This window comes from Marinilabilia sp. (genome assembly GCF_016278715.1).
GTDB lineage: Bacteria > Bacteroidota > Bacteroidia > Bacteroidales > Marinilabiliaceae > Marinilabilia.
Genome location: NZ_JADQBH010000131.1, coordinates 1 through 17,158, shown reverse-complemented (window position 1 = coordinate 17,158; position 17,158 = coordinate 1). Strand labels below are relative to the sequence as shown.

The following is a 17,158-nucleotide window of genomic DNA, read 5'->3' as shown; positions in this document are numbered from 1 at the left end:
TTAATGCTTGAAGGTTCTGTAAGAATTTGTTATACAATTTAAAACACAATATTCAGAATGTCATTTTTCCTGAAAAAATTATGAGAAAATTGTGATGAAAGTGCATTTTTTTAAGTTAAACAGTAGTAAAATGTGGAGTAAAAAAGGTGGAAAATTGATGTTTTTTTGTAGGAATAAATGGCTGAGTTTTACTGGTAATTTTCAGGAAAAATATTTTTTAATTCTATTGCTTTTGAGTCCGGAAAAAAAAGCTTAAATGCCGAGGAAAAAATGGTTAAAAACACAGGCCGAAAGCCTGGTAGCCATTCGACAGGGGAATTCGTTCTGAGGTTAAAATCCATTTGTATGTCTTTCGTCCTGCCCATTTCACGGCATCGCGGGCAAATAGTTGGGATGGTGCGTTAACTATTTGCCCGTGGCTATTGTTTTCAGGCCTTAAGTCTGTTGGTTCCTATCTTCGTTAAGTAGAAATATAAAAACTTGCGAATGGGGTGACAACAAAATGTGTTCGAAAACTTTCGCCGTTAGGTTTTTTTAAACTACTCCTTGTTATAATATTTGCTGTGATAGGTATAATTATTATAGGCATGTTTTTTTGCGGGGTAATCATTCAAAAGCAGGCATAAATTTTTAATGTTTTTTATTTTATAATCCTTAAGTAATGATTTGAGCATTGGAATTGGCGTTGTGTTGTGCCGGGTTACCAGTATATTAATATCAGTAATTTTGCTCAATAGCAAAGCATCAGATACCAACCCAATTGGCGGCGAATCAATTATAATTACATCGTATAATTTTCTCATTTCACCTATCAAAAGCTCTGTCTGATGGCTGCTTATCAGTTCAGCCGGATTTGGCGGTATTTTGCCGGAGGGAATTACATCCAGCTGATATTCTTCACTGGACTGAATTAATTTGTGTATATCCTTCGCATCTTGCTGTGCCAGATAAGTACTTACTCCGTATTTATTGCCGTTGACGTTGAATAGTTTCCCAATAGCCGGTTTTCGCATATCAAAGTCAATAATGAGAGTTCTTTTTCCCAACTGTGTGTAAGATATAGCCAGGTTAGATGCTGTTAAACTCTTTCCTTCTTCTGCAATTCCTGAAGTAACCAAGATACATTTGGACTCTTGCTGCAAAGGAAAAAATTCTATTGCCGTCCGGATATTTTTAATTGATTCCGAAAACAAGGTGTTTGAGTTGTTTTTGTTGATAACTTCACTGGAGGAAACTCTTGGGGTAACTCCAATGAAGGGCAATTTGCTAATACTTTCCAAATCTTCTTTGTCCTGGATTTTGTTGTTGGAAATAGCAATAAAGAAAATCACCATGAGAGGAATAATAAGGCCCAAAAGCAAAATCATAATGATCAGAAATAGCAGATTTGGCTTTGTTTGTTTGATGACGTCTGCTCTTTCAATAATCTCATTATCAGGGATGTTTGAAGCCTTTGCCAGTTGAGCTTCCGATCTTCTCTCCATCAGATATGAGTGTAGTTGATCGGTTGTCTGGAATTTTTGCTCAATGTCCAGCGATACCTGTTCTTTTTTGGGGAGTCTTCTTATTTCGTTGCTCAATGCCATGAGCCTTTGGTTGATCTCCGCCATATCTTTTTGCGTAGCAGCGACATTGCTTCGTGCCTGCTGAAGAATATTCTGTTTCTGTGCTTCAATTTGCCTGTTTATCCGGGCAATCGCCGGGTTGCTCTCCTTGGAATTAAATTGCAGACTTTGTTTTTCGGCATTCAAAGCAGACAGGTCAGCAATCATTTGCTCCATGGTCAGGTTTTCGATGCCTTTGGCAGATGGAGAGAGCAGGTTTAGAATGTTTTCATTGTTTTCAAGGAAAGATACCAGGTATTGGTAGTAATCCAATTGGCGTTCAATTATGTTTCTTTCCAGTTCCAGCGTTTCTGTCCTGGTTATAATCATTTGTCCCTGCATGGAGATGTCCACCATTTCGTTTCTGGATCTGAAGTTCTCCAGCATGTTCTTGGTTCTGTTTAACGAATCTCCAACATTGATTAGTTGTCCTTCGATAAAATGGATGATGTTGTTCGCTATTTGGTTTTTTTTCTCAAGGGTGTATGAAACAGAATTTTGAGCCAGTTCGTTGATGAAATCTTTCCCTTTTTGAATATTATTTTCATGAACGGAGATTTCAAAAACAGAGGCTCCAGGCTTAACGTCAGAAATGATAATTGCTTCCTGATAATTCTGAATCAACTCCTGCAAAGGGGTTATCTGAAAGGAAAATGTTCTGTTTTCAAGGCTTCCCGGCTCTATGTTGCTTTTGGGAATTATAGAAAATTTTAAGCCGTTTGATTCTAATTGGTCAAACAATTTATAGCGACCTAAAGACTTTTTCTCACCCTTTCTGTAAAGTTGAAATTGATCGTTTGATTCAAATTTTAGACTATATTTTACTTCGGGCAACGCCATTCCACCGGTATCCAATTTTACATAAAACGGACTATCATTATAAATTTCCGATTCCTTGAATGTACCTGCTTCATAGTAGCTGATGGTGAATTCTAAATCTCTCAGGCTTTTTTCTATTTGTTTCGACGAGCTTAGAATGATTAATTGGTTTTCAAGATTGCTTATCGTTCCAAGGTTAATACCCGGCAAGGCTGTTTCTTCTGCTCCGATGGGTGTTAGTTGTTGCTGGGACTCTTTAATGAGCAATTGTGCACTTATTTTATATTGAGCTGGTGTTGACTTGTATAAGAAAATAGCCAATGCCATTGAAAGAATCAAAAATAACGGTAAATAGTACCAATAATTTAGTATCCTGTAGTAAACCTTTCTGAGGTTGAGAGGCTTTTCATTAAAGTTGGTTTCTTCGTCGAACATAACAAGAACAATTGAAGATTTCAATTATCAAAATTGGTGATATAGAAGGTGTATAGCAACAGCGAAGTGTTGATGAAAGTAAATACAAGATTCAGGGGCATTGAGCTTAAATTAACCGATTTTAATCGTCTTGGCTCAACGTAAATGATATCTCCTGGTCTTAAATTGTAATAGCTGGAAAGGAGCAATTCATCGTCCAGGGTGTTCATAATTACCATCTCAATTTCACTACCTTCTTTTCGAATCAGACGCACTCTTTTTTTGTTGGCAAAATCGGTTGCATCTCCTGCAAGACTTAGTGCTTCGAGGATGTTGATTTGTTCATCGTAGAGGAGGTATCGTCCGGGGGCCCGAACTTCTCCCAGAACGGTAATATTGTCGTTTAAGAGCTTTACTGTCACGCTGCTTTCTTCTATGAATTTGGAAACAACATTTTGAATTTTTTCATGAACTTCGTCCAGTGTCAGATTGGCAACATGGACTTTTCCAACGAAGGGGAAATTGATGGTTCCATCTTCTGATACCCTGTAGCCAACGAGGCTTGCCGCCATTGGATTGTCAATGCGGGTGGTGACATTGGTCTCATTGTTCAAAAAAGAAGAGGTTCGTTCATCCAGACTGTTAATCTGTATGTATAAATTGTCATTGGGTTTAATCAGATATGGTGTTTGGTCGGAAAGATATCTGGATTCAATCTCAGAAAGATCTTTTGCAATTTCTCCTTGCAGATAGATGGATTTCTTAAGTGGAACACACGAGGTAAATACCAAAAGGATAAGGAGAAATCTGAATTTTGAAAGACTGACTAACATAGCTGAGAGTTACAGGGTTATTAATCATGTTTAAAATCATACTAATAACAAATATAAGCAGAAGATGGCAAATGTTATCAATGAAAATTGTATGTTAATCAAAAAGTTATGAAAAAATAGTTTCGGTCCGGGATTTCCTGGTTAACCATAATTTGATGTAGGTTGTAGTGAACTAAGTTAACTAATTATATGAGGCTTTTTTGTTCATTTACCACATGGAAGTATTATGAATAGATGGTGTTGTATCAAGTATAAAACAATATGCCATGTACTGCTAATTTTCTTTTTCCTGAAAAAATGCTATGGCTATGCTCCCTAAAATTCCAGTTCTCCTTTTCCCTGGCGTAAAATTTCAAATTCTTCATCAGAGGTGCAGTCCACGATGGTGGAGCCCTCATTTCCCCCATTTCCCCCATCAATTACAATATCTACCAGGTTCTGGTATTTTTCATGAATCAATTCCGGATCGGTGGTGTATTCCAGTATTTCATCATCATCTTTAATGGAAGTACTTAGAATAGGGTTGCCCAATTCTTTGATGATCTCAATAATAATCGGGTTGTCGGGGATTCTAAGTCCAATGGTTTTCTTGTTGCTTTTAAAGAATTTTGGGACACTGTTGTTTGCCTGTAGGATAAAAGTAAAGGGGCCCGGAAGGTTTTTCTTGACCAGCTTAAAGGTGGCACTCCCCAATGGCTTTGTGTAGTCTGACAGGTGACTCAAATCATGACAAATGAATGAAAGGTGATCTTTTTTAGGATTAATACCTTTGATTCGGGCAATCTTTTCCAGCGCCTTGATGTTGTTTATATCACACCCCATTCCGTAAACCGTATCGGTCGGATAAATTACGATTCCTCCGCTTCGAAGTACGTCAACCACCTTTTGAATTTCGCGTGGATTGGGATTTTCGGGATATATTTTTACCAGCATAGCTTCAGAAAATATTTGTTCTTAAGCAAATATAAGAATAGATAATTTGTGAAGATAGATACATGGGCAGATTTTTGCATGAAAAAGCCCGATTCAATCGAATCAGGCTTCGAATTGAGCGGGAAACGGGACTCAAACCCGCGACCCTCAGCTTGGAAGGCTGATGCTCTATCAACTGAGCTATTCCCGCGAAAAACAGAAGAGAATTTAACATCACTGCTCCCTGTTTCTTCAGGGGCTTCTCTTCTTTAAATATGTGTTAAATCTAAAAAACCTGATCGAATTAACAATCAGGTTTTTTTGAGCGGGAAACGGGACTCAAACCCGCGACCCTCAGCTTGGAAGGCTGATGCTCTATCAACTGAGCTATTCCCGCGAAAAGTGGGGAGAGCAGGATTCGAACCTACGAAGGCTGAGCCAACAGATTTACAGTCTGCCCCGTTTGACCGCTTCGGTATCTCCCCGGTAATTATTTAATGGTGGTTACTGCTGCGCCAACAAATTTTTTCCGATGCTCCGGAATTCTATTTGACCGCTTTGGTATTCACCTCAGTATTATTAAAGAACGTTTACAGGCCTTGTAAAGCCTTACGTTTGGGACGACAAAGATAAATAAATTATCCTATCTGCAAACGAAAAAGCAAATTATTTTTGGAGCCAATAGAGGGATTCGAACCCCCGACCGGCTGATTACAAATCAGCTGCTCTGGCCAACTGAGCTATATTGGCAAAAAAGTGGGGAGAGCAGGATTCGAACCTACGAAGGCTGAGCCAACAGATTTACAGTCTGCCCCGTTTGACCGCTTCGGTATCTCCCCGGTAACTTATTTACAAGACCCGCAATTTCAAAGACCTTAATGGTGAGCCAATAGAGGGATTCGAACCCCCGACCGGCTGATTACAAATCAGCTGCTCTGGCCAACTGAGCTATATTGGCAGGGCGGGTAAGCTACCTATATCGCACCGCTACAACCACCTACCCTTGCTGCCGTCAGGCCCTGGGGGAATTCAGCGGGAGCTGGTCGTATAGGACTTACCCGGGGTGCAAAAGTAGAAATTTTACTATTGCCGGCAAATTTCCAGGTGAAAAAAAATTGCACTTCGCTGCAGGTTTTTAGCTAAGGTGTTTGAATTCAATTTGTTTTTGACTAAAAATAATTTTTGTTTTCCTCATTTAAGGTTTGTTTGGAGTGTGATTGGTTAACTGAAAAATAGGGTTGGGTAAAAGAAACTAATATTTAGTTGAGTGATAAGAGCCTTGAGAAATCTTGCTTAGAGTTAATGCCAATTCAGAAAATATTGGTTTATACCTGCTCTTTTAATGGGAGCCTTTTATCAAAGCAAAATCACAATTTGCTGAAGATGTGTGGACTGAATTTTTTTCTTAGCCTTTAGTCCTGTTGCAAAATGGACTTTGCTTTAGTCCTCAAAATTAATTGTTGGCCCCCATCCGGGGCTCCTGCCCACTTGTCCTTGTTGCCCCGGTTTATTCCACCTGGCCTCTTTCATGGGCCTGCCTTTTGTCTCTGCGACTTGAATACTTTTATCTAAGGAAACACGTAATCACACTGAAATCAATGTTTTTGTTGTGGGTTTGGTTATACCACAATCCTGATAATAAAACCCAAAATGCTTATATGCCTTATATGGTTCAAACCCTTTTTGTTATCTTATGTCTCTTACGTGATTTGTAAATACTTAAAACGTTCTAAGTTCCCGATCTTATTTAAGACAGCTATTATAGCGGAATAGCTTTGCTCGGCTTTGCGACTTGCTTGCAAGTATTTGGGTGATTTTTTCTGCTCCGGTATTAAATGATTACCTAAGTAAATGTCCATTTCAAGACATTTTGTGTATTTTAGCGGTGCATTAATTTTAATAAGTTACATTAACGATGGATGATTTGTCAACAGAAAATACACATAAGGATATACAGAAGCAGAAGGCCCGGTTTGTGTTGAATCAGGGCACTTTTATGGGTCTGGCGCTTTCCGCGGTGTTTTTGATTTTACAATTGACCGGCCTCGAAACCTCTTTCTTTAATAACGTGCTTACCTGGCTGGTTTACATTGGTTTTATACATGTTTCCATGGTTCGGTACCGGCAAAATCTTCAGGAGGGTTGGCTTGGTTACGGCCAGGGTGTCTGGCTGGGTACACGGATGGGAATGCTGGCCGGAATTATTTCTGGTGCCTGGATGTTTTTGTATATGAAGGTGATTAATCCGGCTTATACCGATGAACTGATTGTTCAGATGCAGGAGGCTTATTTGGCAATGGGGATGTCGGAAAATGAAGTGGCCCGGATGGAAGATATGTTTGCTTTGGTGGCGAATCCTGTTTTGATGATTTTCTCGGGGATTTTTGGAGTTGGCTTTACTTCATTGCTTTTTTCTTTGGTTATTGCCATCTTTCAACGTAGAAGACCGCAAGACCCATTTTCTAATGCCATGAAAACTATTGAGTAATGGAATTATCACTTGTTGTTCCTTTCTTTAATGAAGAAGAATCACTGCCGGAATTAATCCAGTGGATTGAGCGAGTATGTTCAAAAATGGAAATTGACTTTGAGGTTGTAGTGCTTGATGATGGCAGCACTGATGGTTCATGGCAGGTTGTCCGGGAATTGAAAGCGGAATATGATTTTTTGAAAGGACTCAGGTTTAGGCGAAATTACGGAAAATCGGCGGCTTTGAATAAAGGTTTTGAAGTTGTGCAGGGGGAAGTAGTTATTACAATGGATGCGGACCTGCAGGATAGTCCTGATGAGATTCCTGAGTTGTTCCGTTTGATTCGGGAAGATGGTTACGATTTGGTGAGTGGCTGGAAGAAGAAACGGCATGACCCCTTAAATAAAACGCTTCCCAGTAAACTGTTTAACCGAACCGCACGAATTATCTCAGGAATAAAACTTCATGATTTTAATTGTGGTCTGAAGGCTTACAGAAGAGAGGTGGTCAGGAATATTGAGGTATATGGTGAAATGCATCGCTACATTCCCATTTTGGCCAAACGTGCCGGTTTTTATAAAATCACTGAAAAAGTTGTGACCCATCGTGAGCGAAAATACGGTGTCACCAAATTTGGGATGGAACGATTTATGAAAGGTTTTTTGGATTTATTGTCGGTTATGTTTATCTCTAAATTTGGCAACAGACCCATGCATCTTTTCGGAGCGCTCGGATCTTTGATGTTTCTGATAGGAACCGGGCTGGCGATATGGCTGGGAGTGCACAAATTGTATAGTGTGGCGCATGGCATTGTAGTACCTCTGGTTACCAGCAATCCGTTTTTCTATATCGGATTGGTTTGCATGATTTTGGGAACTCAGCTTTTTGTTACCGGTTTCCTTGCTGAACTTGTCTCCCGCAATCGTCCGGACAGAAACGAGTATTCGGTGTCAGATAAAATCTAACCTGATTAATTCATGAGTTTTCGTTATGGGATATTCGAATATCATGAAATACAAGCAACCGCAAATTAAGTGGAGAAAGAGATAGGCAATTATTTTTAATCCGGTTTTTTGAGGACGATTGTATCTCCTGGATAGTTGGACATTGTAATAGATAATTTGTGAATTATTCAGGCTAAATTACATTACCCAACCAAAGCAATTCTCGAACATAAAACAGGCCTGATTATGTCCTTTTACAAATCTATTTCTCCATTTTACGATTACATCTTTCCGCCGGCTCCCCTGCAGGTAAATTTTATTAACCGGGTAGCCGGAAATATTGCCGGCAAACGAATTCTTGAGGCAGGATGCGGAACCGGAAATCTGGCCTTGCAATTGGTGGAGCAGGGAGCCATGGTTGAAGGGATTGACCTGGATCCGGAAATGATTGCTTTTGCACAGGAAAAAGCAGTGCGGAAGGAGAATGTTCGGTTTTCAGTGCTTGATGTATTGAAAATTAATGAAAAATGGGAAGCAAGTATTTTTGATGCAGTGGTTTCTTTCGGGAATACGCTCGTTCATCTAAATGATTTGGAGCAGGTCAGCCAATTATTTTTGAATGTTTGGGCGGTTTTAAAGCCCGGCTCAAGTGTGATTGTTCAAATCATAAACTACGATCGAATTTTTGACAAGCAGATTCAAGGACTGCCCACCATTGAGAATGATGAGATAAAATTTGAGCGGTTTTACGATTTCAACGATTCAGCAGCATCGATCGATTTCAGGACAATTTTGAAAGTTAAACAAAGCGGCGAGGAAATCTGTAATGTCGTTAAATTATTGCCTTTGCGTCGTCAGCAGCTAGAGACTTTGCTGAAAAACTGTGGTTTTGAGAATGTTCTTTTCTACGGGAATTTCAAAGGCGAAACCCTGTCCATGGATTCCGTACCGCTAATTGTTTCTGCTCAGAAATAATCTGTTCACACGTTATCTTGAATATTCTTTTTTATAAGCTCCACAACTTTGCGGTCAATCGGAAAAGTCATCTCTTCGGGGGTTAACTCCGATATTGGTATCCATCTGAAGGACTGGCTTCCGTTTATTTCCTTCTCAAAATTAAATTTTTCTTTTGAAGCCCGAATGCACAGATTATCAGGCAGTTCAAAGCGGTAATAAATACTGATGAGCTGAGTGTCTTTGAAGAACCTTGTCGATTGAAAAAAATCGGTAGTGTAAAAATGGTCGGTAATATCTACTTCAAGTTCCATTTCTTCCCGGCATTCCCGTTTCAGACATTCAATGGGGCCTTCTCCATATTCCAGACCGCCCCCCGGGAATTTTGTCATATACATATCCAGTACATACTCATCAGATACAAGAAGCTGATGGTTCCGGATGCAAATACCGTATACTCTGATGTTGAAGCAGTTTGAATTTCCCATATGAGCGAAAAAAAACCGGAGCCCTTCTCAAAAGATTGTAAACCGTGAGAAAGATTAAAACTAATTAATTATGGGCCCCGGTCCGTTTTATTTTCCTTTGCACAAATGTAATAACTTCCTCAGTATTTTGAGGCGAAAACCAGGTGATTTCTTCGTCCCTTCGGAACCAGGAAAGTTGCTTACGTGCATATCGTCGCGAATTCCGTTTTACTAACTCAATGGCTTTTTCACGGTTTATGATATTGTCAAAGAAATCAAAGAATTCTCTGTAACCTACTGTATTTAGGGAGTTGAGTGTTCTGTGGGCATACAGACCTCTGGCTTCGTTTTCCAGGCCATCCTGCATCATTTGGTCCACTCGTTGATTGATGCGTTGGTGAAGCAGGGAACGATCCATGTCCAACCCTATCTTAACAATGTGGAATGGACGTATTTTTTTTGTGTTGGTGCGTAGTGCTGAGTAGGGGCGACCGGTCATAAGGCAGATTTCCAATGCGTGAATTATCCGTTTGGGGTTTTTCAGATCCAACTGATTGTAAAAAACAGGATCCAGCAACTTTAATTGTCGTCGAATGTTTTCCAAGCCCTCTTTCCGAAAAGCTTCCTGTAAGTTGTCACGGAGTTCCGGGTCAATGGTGGGCAATTCATCTATACCGTTGCAGAATGCGTCGATATACATCATCGACCCTCCGGTAAGAATAACCACATCGTTTGCCTCAAAAAGTTTGTCGACCAGAGCCAGGGCCTCCTGTTCGTATTTGTAAGCACTGTAATAATCAAAGATGGAATGTGTTCCAATCAGATAGTGTGTTGCTTTTCGCAACTCTTCATTGGTAGGGGCTGCCGTTCCAATTTTCAACTCCTTGAAAATCTGTCGGGAATCGGCAGATATTATGGGACAGTCAAATTCCCGGGCGAGATCGATACTCAATCCGGTTTTACCTATGCCTGTTGGTCCCGTGACGACAATAACACTTTTTTTATAATTTAATACCATTCCTCCTCGTCGTAAGAATCCAGCTGCTCTCCGTGGTCTAAAAAGTCTTCGCTCTCCTCATTACCTAAAATTTCACTCAGGTCGATGTCGGTAAGGTCTCCACTTTCCATCGCAGAACTGTCCAGTTGTGCAGGAGGCGTTCCTTCTCGTCTGGTGCATTGAGGCTGGTCGATGTCACTATTTTTGATTTCAAAGAGTTCCAGAAACAGGGCCCGCTCTGCAAATTGGTCAAAAACATAGAGCAGGCGTTGTTTCTTTTCGGTGATAAGTTCACCCAGTTTTGTGGTATCCATTACCTTGATGTCCGGATTTTGTCCGTCTGTCATATCAATCAGCGTAACCTCCAGTTCTTTGTGCCAGTGCTGGTCAGTCAGGAAGAAAGAGGTGATTTGGCTTTTTTCATAATCCAGTTCTTCTACAATGAAGCGATGTAGATCAAAAAAAGTCGATTGACTGTTGATGGCAATCTCTCTTATGAATTCATCATTTTCACTGGATATGATGCGAAATTTATATAACATATAGAATAAATGGTTCGGTTAATCCTGATTATGATAATATCAATAATTACAACCTCTTTTCCAAGGACAAAATATAGCAAAAAGGGTTTAATTTGCCTTAAATCAGTGTTGTATGTTGTGGGTCGCAAACACCACCGGTAAGGAAAAACGCAAAACTAGCCGAATTGTTACAAAAAACAGGTATTTTTCTGCCTGAATTGGAAAAAACAGGTCTAAACAATAAAAAATAAAAGTATTTAGTATCAACTCAAAATCTTGTCTGGAATGTCAGGATTGAAATATTTTTTAATATGATTATGTCTCGCTTTTTCAGGCTTTCACTAGTGGTTATGGTATTTATTTGGGTCAATGGTCCGATCCACTCTCAGAATGTAAGTGTTTCTGAACCCTTAACTAATGATTCCCTGGCGGAAGCAGGTGGAATTGCCGGGCTAGGAGAAAAAGTGCTTGACCTGGTAACCTGGGAAAGAGGTGATGTGGTCTATACTTTTTATCCTTCCATTAGTGTCAGTCCCCGCAACGGATTTGTTTATGGTGTTATGCCGGCTATTAAGTGGAATAGTTCGCGCAAAGGAAAATTTAACACCATTGCTATAAATTTGGAACATTCCACCAAAGGTATGCTTCAGTTGCAGTTTGAACATGAGTGGTATTTTCACTCATCATGGCTGACCACAGGAGAGTCCTTCGTAAATAGTCGTGAAGATCAGTATTGGCTGGGTGGGACCGACGAGGAGTTTTATTTTGACCGAAAAGAGTTTCGGATCGAATGGGACTTTTTAAATAATTTACTTCCCTCCTTGTGGATTGGGGGTGGAATCCTTCTTAATAATAATCGGTTTGACACCTTCACCAGAAGGGTATTTGCGGAGGAACAATTTGTTGGATCCGATGGGGGGTGGATACTAGGCATCGGTCCCAAGCTGGTTTTTGACACAAGGCATCGAACCCTTTCTCCCCAAAGAGGATCCTGGCTTACGTTTTATCCTTTGTTTGCAGGGGTTGCCGGCGCAGGGGATTACAACTATCAAAGATATACTTTCGATGGACGGCAATATTTCTCCCTGAAAGAGGATGTCGCCACATTGGCTTTTCAGTTAGTGATGGATTATGCTCACGATGAGATTCCTTTTTTTGAAGAGCCTTATCTTGGGGGTAAAGAGCGTCTTCGGGGAATCGGACATCCGCTGAAAGAAACAGATAATGCTGTGTGGCTCGCTCGCGCCGAGGTACGACACCATTTGTGGTGGCGCTTTGGAGTGGTTGCATTTGCCGGAGCAGGCCAGGCGGGGAGTCATTTTAAGAAGCCTTTTTCTGATCTTATTTCATCGGTGGGGGGAGGACTACGCTTTAGAATGCTACCGGATGATCCTTTGAATGTACGTTTTGATTTTGGGGCGTCTTCAATCGGAACCACAGGTTTTTTTATATCTTTGAAAGAAGCTTTTTAGCCTGATCCTTAAAATCTTTTAAATGCCAATGAGAGCCTTTTCTGCTAGTCTGTTGATTCTTCTATTGGTTTTGGCGGGTTGCCAAACTCCTTTTCAGAAAGAGATGAAAAGGAAGTTGGTTGTGACAGACAGTCTCGTTTATGAGAATGTTCAGGCTGCGGAAGATTCTCTCCAAAAAATTGATCTCAAAGAGCTGAATAGCCAAAATAGTGCTTACTATCATTTGCTGAACACCATTGTTTGCAACAGGCTGGATAGAGGGTTTTCGAGCGACTCGGCTATCAATACTGCAGTAGAAGAATTCAGAAATCCTATCCCTGATCAAAACCTGGGCAGAGCCCTTATTTATCAGGGAGTAGTACGTTATCAGGTGAAGAATACTCCCGATTCTCTTGTTTATGTCCCATTAAAAGAAGTTGAAGCAATGATAGAAGTGTATCCGGACTTGATTCCGGTGCAGGAAGAGATAAAGCTTTGGTTTTATCTGGGCATTCTTCATTACATCAACCGAAATGATAATTTGGCCGAATCCTACCTGGATAGGGCTCTGGAAAGGGCCAATGAGATGAGAGATGTGGAAACCCTGGTGGTTACTTCTCTTGCAGTGTTTTGGAGGTATCTTTCCAGTGGAAATAATGAAAAAGCCATAAGCGTTTTGGACAGTCTTGAGAGTCTGACGGGGGTTTCTCCGGAACTTCGCTATGATATAATCAACGCAAGAGCTGCTTATTATCTTCTCCAGGGCGACTATGCAAATGCATTGAAGGGTTACCGTGATTTGGAGAATCAGATTACTGCCATGAAGGAAAAGCCCAGACTTTCAAATGTTTATTATTCAATATGCAGGGCTTATGCAGGATTAGGGGAAATTGATTCAGCGCTTGTTTATGCACACAAAGCGGTAGACCATTTTTCCGATTCAACCAGTGAGAATGGTGATTATCAACTGTTTTCTAATCTTGGCGGGTTGGCGTTGCATAAGAGAGATTTTAAATTGGCTGCCGAACAGTATAAAAATGCTATGGAATTTCTGGTGGAGAATACAGAAGAAAGAACCCAGAAGAAGATCCTGGAGCTGGAAAAGCAATATGATTTGTCGCAGGCCAGGGTTGAAACGCTAAGGCAGAAGCAGAAACTTCAAAGATATACTTTTGCATACAGTGCTGTATTTGTGCTGCTTCTGTTTATTTTTCTTATCCATTTTCTTAATTTAAAAAGAAGTCGGGTTGAGTTGGAAAATGAACGTCTGATGAGGATTTCTGCAGAGAAAGAGGTGGCCGGAAAAATGCGTGAAAGTCTTCAACGAAGGCATTTGCTAAGGTTTTACCAACTGATAACGCAGCGTGAAATGGTTGCCCAGCAGCGTTTTGATATGCTTTCTCAAAAATATATAAAGTCTGATTCATCGGCGTATCATGAACTTCAAACCGAGTTGGGTGCCTTGAAAGAGGAATTCTCAGGAATGATGTACAACCTGATGAATGATGATTTGTTCTACTCCAGTGTAGATATCCCGGCGGGTTTTTCTCTGACCAATACGGAGAAAGTGGTGCTGTTTTTGTTAAAATATGAAATTCCTTCTGCCGAGATTGCTACCGTTCTGGGTATTTCCAATAATAATCTTAGAGTCAGAAAGTCTAATCTGAAAAAAAGAATTCTTGAGAATTTGTATGATTATCCATCTCTTGATGATTTATTGTCCTTATTCTAAACGTTCTACTCTTAAACGGCTTTCGTTGCCTTTTGCTTGCAAGGATTTTAATGATATTATCTGGGAAGGAAACCCCCTACACTCTATCTCTTCCAACTGAAATGGGGACATTGCGAGGGAAATATCCTGTCCTGGGTTATCGGTTAAGTAATCTAAATCTCTACTTTTCAATTTTCTCAATAAAATATTTGGTTTTGACTTTTTTATATTATGGTTTTGCCATATGTGACCATTAATTAGGAACAGCGAATACTTTGACTATAATCTATGTTTTTTGCCTTGTAATATTTTGTTGATAAGTGAATTAGTCCGTTTATCCCACGAGTGTTTTGTCCATCCCCATTTATCCCAGAACTGTTAATGTCTGTTTGTTAAAACAATAGCAATCAGTCGGTTGTCTCCTTTAATGCCATTAAAATAAAAGCTGTATGTTAAAAACTATTGGTAGCGTGGTTGTTAACTGCTTACTTTGAAATATGATTAGTTGTTTAAACTTTATAATTATTAGACTATGCTACAGAAAAAAATGTTTTTACTAATTGTCTTTGTAATTTCTTTAACCTTTTCAGGTTTTGGCGTGGCACAAGCTGAAGGAGACAATGATGGAGGAGATGATACAGAGATACCGACCGATGAACCAATCGCGATTGAGTTGTTGAAGATTCGGGAAGTGATTTTGAGAGCATCTAGCTTCAATCAGCTGAAATCTCTCTCTTTGCCTGTTTATGTTCAAGCAGATGTGAGAGGAGAGGACATGGTGGTGGTTGTTGAAAATTATGAAGGCCCATTAGAAGTTGAAATATATGGTTTGTCCGGCAGTGGAAGTGTTGGTGAAGTTTATTCTGTAAGTGGATCCGGAGTTTATGGCTTAGATATTTCTCAGCTGACCGCCGGTTATTACAGGATAGAATTGCACCTGGGAATGACTACCTATGCTGGAAAGTTTTCCATAAAATGATAAACCCGACCCCGGATGTTTAATCCCCCAAAAGTCCCCCGTTGCCCCCGGGGGGCTTTTTACTACTAAATGGATGTTTATGAATTTAATAAAAGAACAAACCGGATTCTCGCCTGTGTTGAATGAAAAAGGTTTTTTTATCGATTACGATTGGAAAGCCAATTGTGTAGTTGGAATTTTTAAGGGAAAGGTAACAGTTGATGATATCATTGCATTTTGGGATGATTTAATGAAGAATGATGCTGTTCCTTCCGGGACGAAAGGTGTTGTTCTTGATTTCAGTGACGCTCGCCTGGCCTTTAAAGCTTCTGCATATATGAGAATTGTGGATTTTTTTGTTGAAAATATTTCTTTTGTAGGTCGGTATAAGATAGGTGTGATTGCCAATAATCCCCACAATATCGTTGTATTGATGTTGATTGCAAGGGAAAATTTTATGTATGAACTTAGACCTTTTACGACCCTGGGCGCATGCCTTGTGTGGATAAAAGGTTGAAAGAATTATATTTTTTATTGACTAATATATCACCCTTTAACCTTCATTTTATTCCCGTTCCCATTCTACCCAAACCCTCAATTCATTTTATTTTTATTTTGAGTTGAGAAAACAAAACCTCAGATGTTGTTTTGATGCAACTTCTGAGGTTTTTTTATACTGGTTGTTCCAAAACGCTTGAGGCAAAATGCGAAACTGACAGAACAGGGAGGTCCCTGGAAGGGGGCAATTTCATTAATCCCTTGTGGAAACCCGAGGCATCAACAACAAGTACAGCGGGTACCCGATTGCGGGCCAATAATTAATTGGCTGATGTTTTGATTGTTACAAAAAGTTGTCGTTTCGAACGCAGTAAAGCAATATCAACTCTTATAGCCGGACACCAATGAAAAAGTTTGAACAATTTCTAAAGCCTCTTGTTAAAGCATATAAAAAAAGTATACAAAAAAATTAGTTGATGTCCTTGTTGATAATAGTAAAAGAATTAACTTTGCATTAAAGCATACAAAAAAGAGAGGTAATGAAGATTTCAAAACGTGTTAATTATGGTCTTGTTTTTCTTTTGCAGTTGCATTATTTATGGCCGGAACACAGGGCTGTGAATGAATTGGCTGCTTCAGATAATCTTCCGCCGAAGTTTTTGGAAGGTATTGCTGCTGACTTTCGAAAAAGCGGACTGGTGGAAGTAAAACGGGGTGCGCAGGGCGGTTACCGGCTGGCACGTCCCTTAAAAGAGATTTCTCTACTTGAAGTTTTTCGATGTCTCGACCCTGAGTGGGAGAGACAAAATAATACTAGTAGCCGGGATGCCGTTTCGTCCAAGCAGGAAGCAATTTCTTTGTTCCTGAAGCAGACATCCGACTCTGTGAATAAGGTTTTCGGGGAACTATTTCTTGATGCACTCCCGGCTTTGAATACTCAGGACGAAGGATTAATGTATTACATATAGTTTTAAAAAATATAAAAATCAGATACTATGACAAAAATTGCTCAGAACATAATCGAACTGATAGGAAATACTCCTTTGGTTAAAGTTAATAAACTGGCTGAAGGTGCCCGGGCAGAGGTGGTTGCTAAGCTGGAGTCGTACAACCCCGGAGGGTCTGTTAAAGATCGACCCGCATTGTCAATGATAGAAGCGGCAGAGAAAGAGGGCGTTTTGGATGCGGATACTGTTATTGTGGAGCCTACCAGTGGGAATACCGGAGTTGGTTTGGCGCTTGTGGCTGCAGTAAAAGGCTATAAATTAATTTTAACCATGCCGGAAAGCATGAGTATTGAGCGTCGCAAACTTTTAAAGAAGTTTGGTGCCGAACTGGTTCTTACTCCTGCTCCTGATGGCATGAAAGGGGCGATTGCTAAAGCTCATGAACTTTCTGAAAAATATCCAAAGTCCTTTATTCCGCAACAGTTTAACAACAAAAATAACCCTGATGCGCATTACCGGACTACCGCCGAAGAAATACTGAATGATACCGATGGCAGGGTGGATGTGTTTGTTGCAGGGGTTGGAACAGGTGGAACCATCACAGGAGTGGGACATCACCTGAAGAAGAAAATTCCCGGAATAAAGATTGTGGCTGTGG

General features: G+C 40.1%; 15 protein-coding genes, 6 tRNA genes and 1 other RNA gene. 9 read left to right on the top strand and 13 right to left on the bottom strand.

The genetic code is table 11. The annotated features are described in order from the left end of the window. Window positions 1–539: 539 nt before the first annotated feature. The 10 genes from QZZ43_RS08330 to ffs form a co-directional block, all read right to left on the bottom strand. Entirely contained in the window at window positions 540–2,858 is a 2,319-nt protein-coding gene (locus QZZ43_RS08330) for an exopolysaccharide transport family protein (RefSeq protein WP_291857851.1), read from the bottom strand. Window positions 2,859–2,878: 20 nt separating this feature from the next. Then, window positions 2,879–3,670 (bottom strand): polysaccharide biosynthesis/export family protein, encoded by a 792-nt coding sequence (locus QZZ43_RS08325; protein WP_291857849.1) that lies wholly within the window; start codon window positions 3,668–3,670, stop codon window positions 2,879–2,881. A 315-nt stretch (window positions 3,671–3,985) separates the two neighbouring features. Beyond that, window positions 3,986–4,603 (bottom strand): L-threonylcarbamoyladenylate synthase, encoded by a 618-nt coding sequence (locus tag QZZ43_RS08320; RefSeq protein WP_291857847.1) that lies wholly within the window; start codon window positions 4,601–4,603, stop codon window positions 3,986–3,988. A 117-nt stretch (window positions 4,604–4,720) separates the two neighbouring features. Next, window positions 4,721–4,793 (bottom strand) — tRNA-Gly (locus QZZ43_RS08315). A 113-nt stretch (window positions 4,794–4,906) separates the two neighbouring features. Then, window positions 4,907–4,979 (bottom strand) — tRNA-Gly (locus QZZ43_RS08310). 6 nt (window positions 4,980–4,985) lie between these two features. Further along, window positions 4,986–5,067, bottom strand: a tRNA-Tyr gene (locus tag QZZ43_RS08305). Window positions 5,068–5,255: 188 nt separating this feature from the next. Then, window positions 5,256–5,332 (bottom strand) — tRNA-Thr (locus QZZ43_RS08300). A 7-nt stretch (window positions 5,333–5,339) separates the two neighbouring features. Beyond that, window positions 5,340–5,421 (bottom strand) — tRNA-Tyr (locus QZZ43_RS08295). 45 nt (window positions 5,422–5,466) lie between these two features. Further along, window positions 5,467–5,540, bottom strand: a tRNA-Thr gene (locus QZZ43_RS08290). A gap of 8 nt (window positions 5,541–5,548) precedes the next feature. Then, window positions 5,549–5,642, bottom strand: an RNA gene (gene ffs, locus QZZ43_RS08285) — signal recognition particle sRNA small type. Between the two features lie 855 nt (window positions 5,643–6,497). Between ffs and QZZ43_RS08280 the strand changes: the two genes are divergently transcribed. The 3 genes from QZZ43_RS08280 to QZZ43_RS08270 all read left to right on the top strand — a co-directional run bounded on the left by QZZ43_RS08280 (window position 6,498) and on the right by QZZ43_RS08270 (window position 8,971). Next, on the top strand, window positions 6,498–7,070 hold the full coding sequence (locus tag QZZ43_RS08280; RefSeq protein WP_291857845.1) for a DUF4199 domain-containing protein: 573 nt from the start codon (window positions 6,498–6,500) through the stop codon (window positions 7,068–7,070). Beyond that, the gene (locus QZZ43_RS08275) at window positions 7,070–8,017 is read left to right on the top strand and encodes a glycosyltransferase family 2 protein (RefSeq protein ID WP_291857843.1); all 948 of its coding nucleotides are present in this window, start codon (window positions 7,070–7,072) and stop codon (window positions 8,015–8,017) included. Before QZZ43_RS08280 ends, QZZ43_RS08275 begins: the two co-directional genes overlap by 1 nt. A gap of 225 nt (window positions 8,018–8,242) precedes the next feature. After that, window positions 8,243–8,971, top strand: a complete 729-nt coding sequence (locus QZZ43_RS08270; protein ID WP_291857841.1) for a bifunctional 2-polyprenyl-6-hydroxyphenol methylase/3-demethylubiquinol 3-O-methyltransferase UbiG — start codon at window positions 8,243–8,245, stop codon at window positions 8,969–8,971. A gap of 5 nt (window positions 8,972–8,976) precedes the next feature. Here QZZ43_RS08270 and QZZ43_RS08265 read toward each other — a convergent pair whose 3' ends face one another. The 3 genes from QZZ43_RS08265 to QZZ43_RS08255 form a co-directional block, all read right to left on the bottom strand. Next, window positions 8,977–9,438: an NUDIX domain-containing protein gene (locus QZZ43_RS08265; protein ID WP_291857840.1), complete on the bottom strand. Its 462-nt coding sequence runs from the start codon at window positions 9,436–9,438 to the stop codon at window positions 8,977–8,979. Window positions 9,439–9,502: 64 nt separating this feature from the next. Next, a complete protein-coding gene (gene miaA / locus QZZ43_RS08260) occupies window positions 9,503–10,435 on the bottom strand; it encodes a tRNA (adenosine(37)-N6)-dimethylallyltransferase MiaA (RefSeq protein WP_291857838.1) in 933 nt (310 codons plus the stop codon). After that, a complete protein-coding gene (locus tag QZZ43_RS08255) occupies window positions 10,426–10,956 on the bottom strand; it encodes a hypothetical protein (protein WP_291857836.1) in 531 nt (176 codons plus the stop codon). The genes miaA and QZZ43_RS08255 overlap by 10 nt, the downstream gene beginning before the upstream one ends. A gap of 290 nt (window positions 10,957–11,246) precedes the next feature. Between QZZ43_RS08255 and QZZ43_RS08250 the strand changes: the two genes are divergently transcribed. From QZZ43_RS08250 to QZZ43_RS08225, 6 genes are all read left to right on the top strand, one after another. Then, complete coding sequence (locus QZZ43_RS08250) at window positions 11,247–12,407, top strand: BamA/TamA family outer membrane protein (RefSeq protein ID WP_291857835.1); 1,161 nt, start codon at window positions 11,247–11,249, stop codon at window positions 12,405–12,407. Window positions 12,408–12,429: 22 nt separating this feature from the next. Further along, complete coding sequence (locus QZZ43_RS08245; protein WP_291857834.1) at window positions 12,430–14,118, top strand: hypothetical protein; 1,689 nt, start codon at window positions 12,430–12,432, stop codon at window positions 14,116–14,118. Between the two features lie 526 nt (window positions 14,119–14,644). Next, entirely contained in the window at window positions 14,645–15,076 is a 432-nt protein-coding gene (locus tag QZZ43_RS08240) for a hypothetical protein (protein WP_291857833.1), read from the top strand. 79 nt (window positions 15,077–15,155) lie between these two features. Next, a complete protein-coding gene (locus tag QZZ43_RS08235; protein ID WP_291857831.1) occupies window positions 15,156–15,572 on the top strand; it encodes a hypothetical protein in 417 nt (138 codons plus the stop codon). Between the two features lie 520 nt (window positions 15,573–16,092). Next, complete coding sequence (locus QZZ43_RS08230) at window positions 16,093–16,521, top strand: Rrf2 family transcriptional regulator (RefSeq protein ID WP_291857829.1); 429 nt, start codon at window positions 16,093–16,095, stop codon at window positions 16,519–16,521. Between the two features lie 27 nt (window positions 16,522–16,548). Further along, window positions 16,549–17,158: PLP-dependent cysteine synthase family protein (locus QZZ43_RS08225; RefSeq protein ID WP_291857827.1), on the top strand; the 610-nt coding region annotated here is incomplete at its 3' end.

Coding starts and splice junctions, on each gene's coding strand:
- QZZ43_RS08270 (WP_291857841.1), top strand. CDS start 8,243: ATGTCCTTTTACAAATCTATTTCTCCATTTTACGATTACATCTTTCCG.
- QZZ43_RS08240 (WP_291857833.1), top strand. CDS start 14,645: ATGTTTTTACTAATTGTCTTTGTAATTTCTTTAACCTTTTCAGGTTTT.
- miaA (WP_291857838.1), bottom strand. CDS start 10,435: ATGGTATTAAATTATAAAAAAAGTGTTATTGTCGTCACGGGACCAACA.
- QZZ43_RS08245 (WP_291857834.1), top strand. CDS start 12,430: ATGCCAATGAGAGCCTTTTCTGCTAGTCTGTTGATTCTTCTATTGGTT.
- QZZ43_RS08280 (WP_291857845.1), top strand. CDS start 6,498: ATGGATGATTTGTCAACAGAAAATACACATAAGGATATACAGAAGCAG.
- QZZ43_RS08275 (WP_291857843.1), top strand. CDS start 7,070: ATGGAATTATCACTTGTTGTTCCTTTCTTTAATGAAGAAGAATCACTG.
- QZZ43_RS08265 (WP_291857840.1), bottom strand. CDS start 9,438: ATGGGAAATTCAAACTGCTTCAACATCAGAGTATACGGTATTTGCATC.
- QZZ43_RS08330 (WP_291857851.1), bottom strand. CDS start 2,858: ATGTTCGACGAAGAAACCAACTTTAATGAAAAGCCTCTCAACCTCAGA.
- QZZ43_RS08250 (WP_291857835.1), top strand. CDS start 11,247: ATGATTATGTCTCGCTTTTTCAGGCTTTCACTAGTGGTTATGGTATTT.
- QZZ43_RS08320 (WP_291857847.1), bottom strand. CDS start 4,603: ATGCTGGTAAAAATATATCCCGAAAATCCCAATCCACGCGAAATTCAA.
- QZZ43_RS08255 (WP_291857836.1), bottom strand. CDS start 10,956: ATGTTATATAAATTTCGCATCATATCCAGTGAAAATGATGAATTCATA.
- QZZ43_RS08325 (WP_291857849.1), bottom strand. CDS start 3,670: ATGTTAGTCAGTCTTTCAAAATTCAGATTTCTCCTTATCCTTTTGGTA.
- QZZ43_RS08235 (WP_291857831.1), top strand. CDS start 15,156: ATGAATTTAATAAAAGAACAAACCGGATTCTCGCCTGTGTTGAATGAA.
- QZZ43_RS08230 (WP_291857829.1), top strand. CDS start 16,093: ATGAAGATTTCAAAACGTGTTAATTATGGTCTTGTTTTTCTTTTGCAG.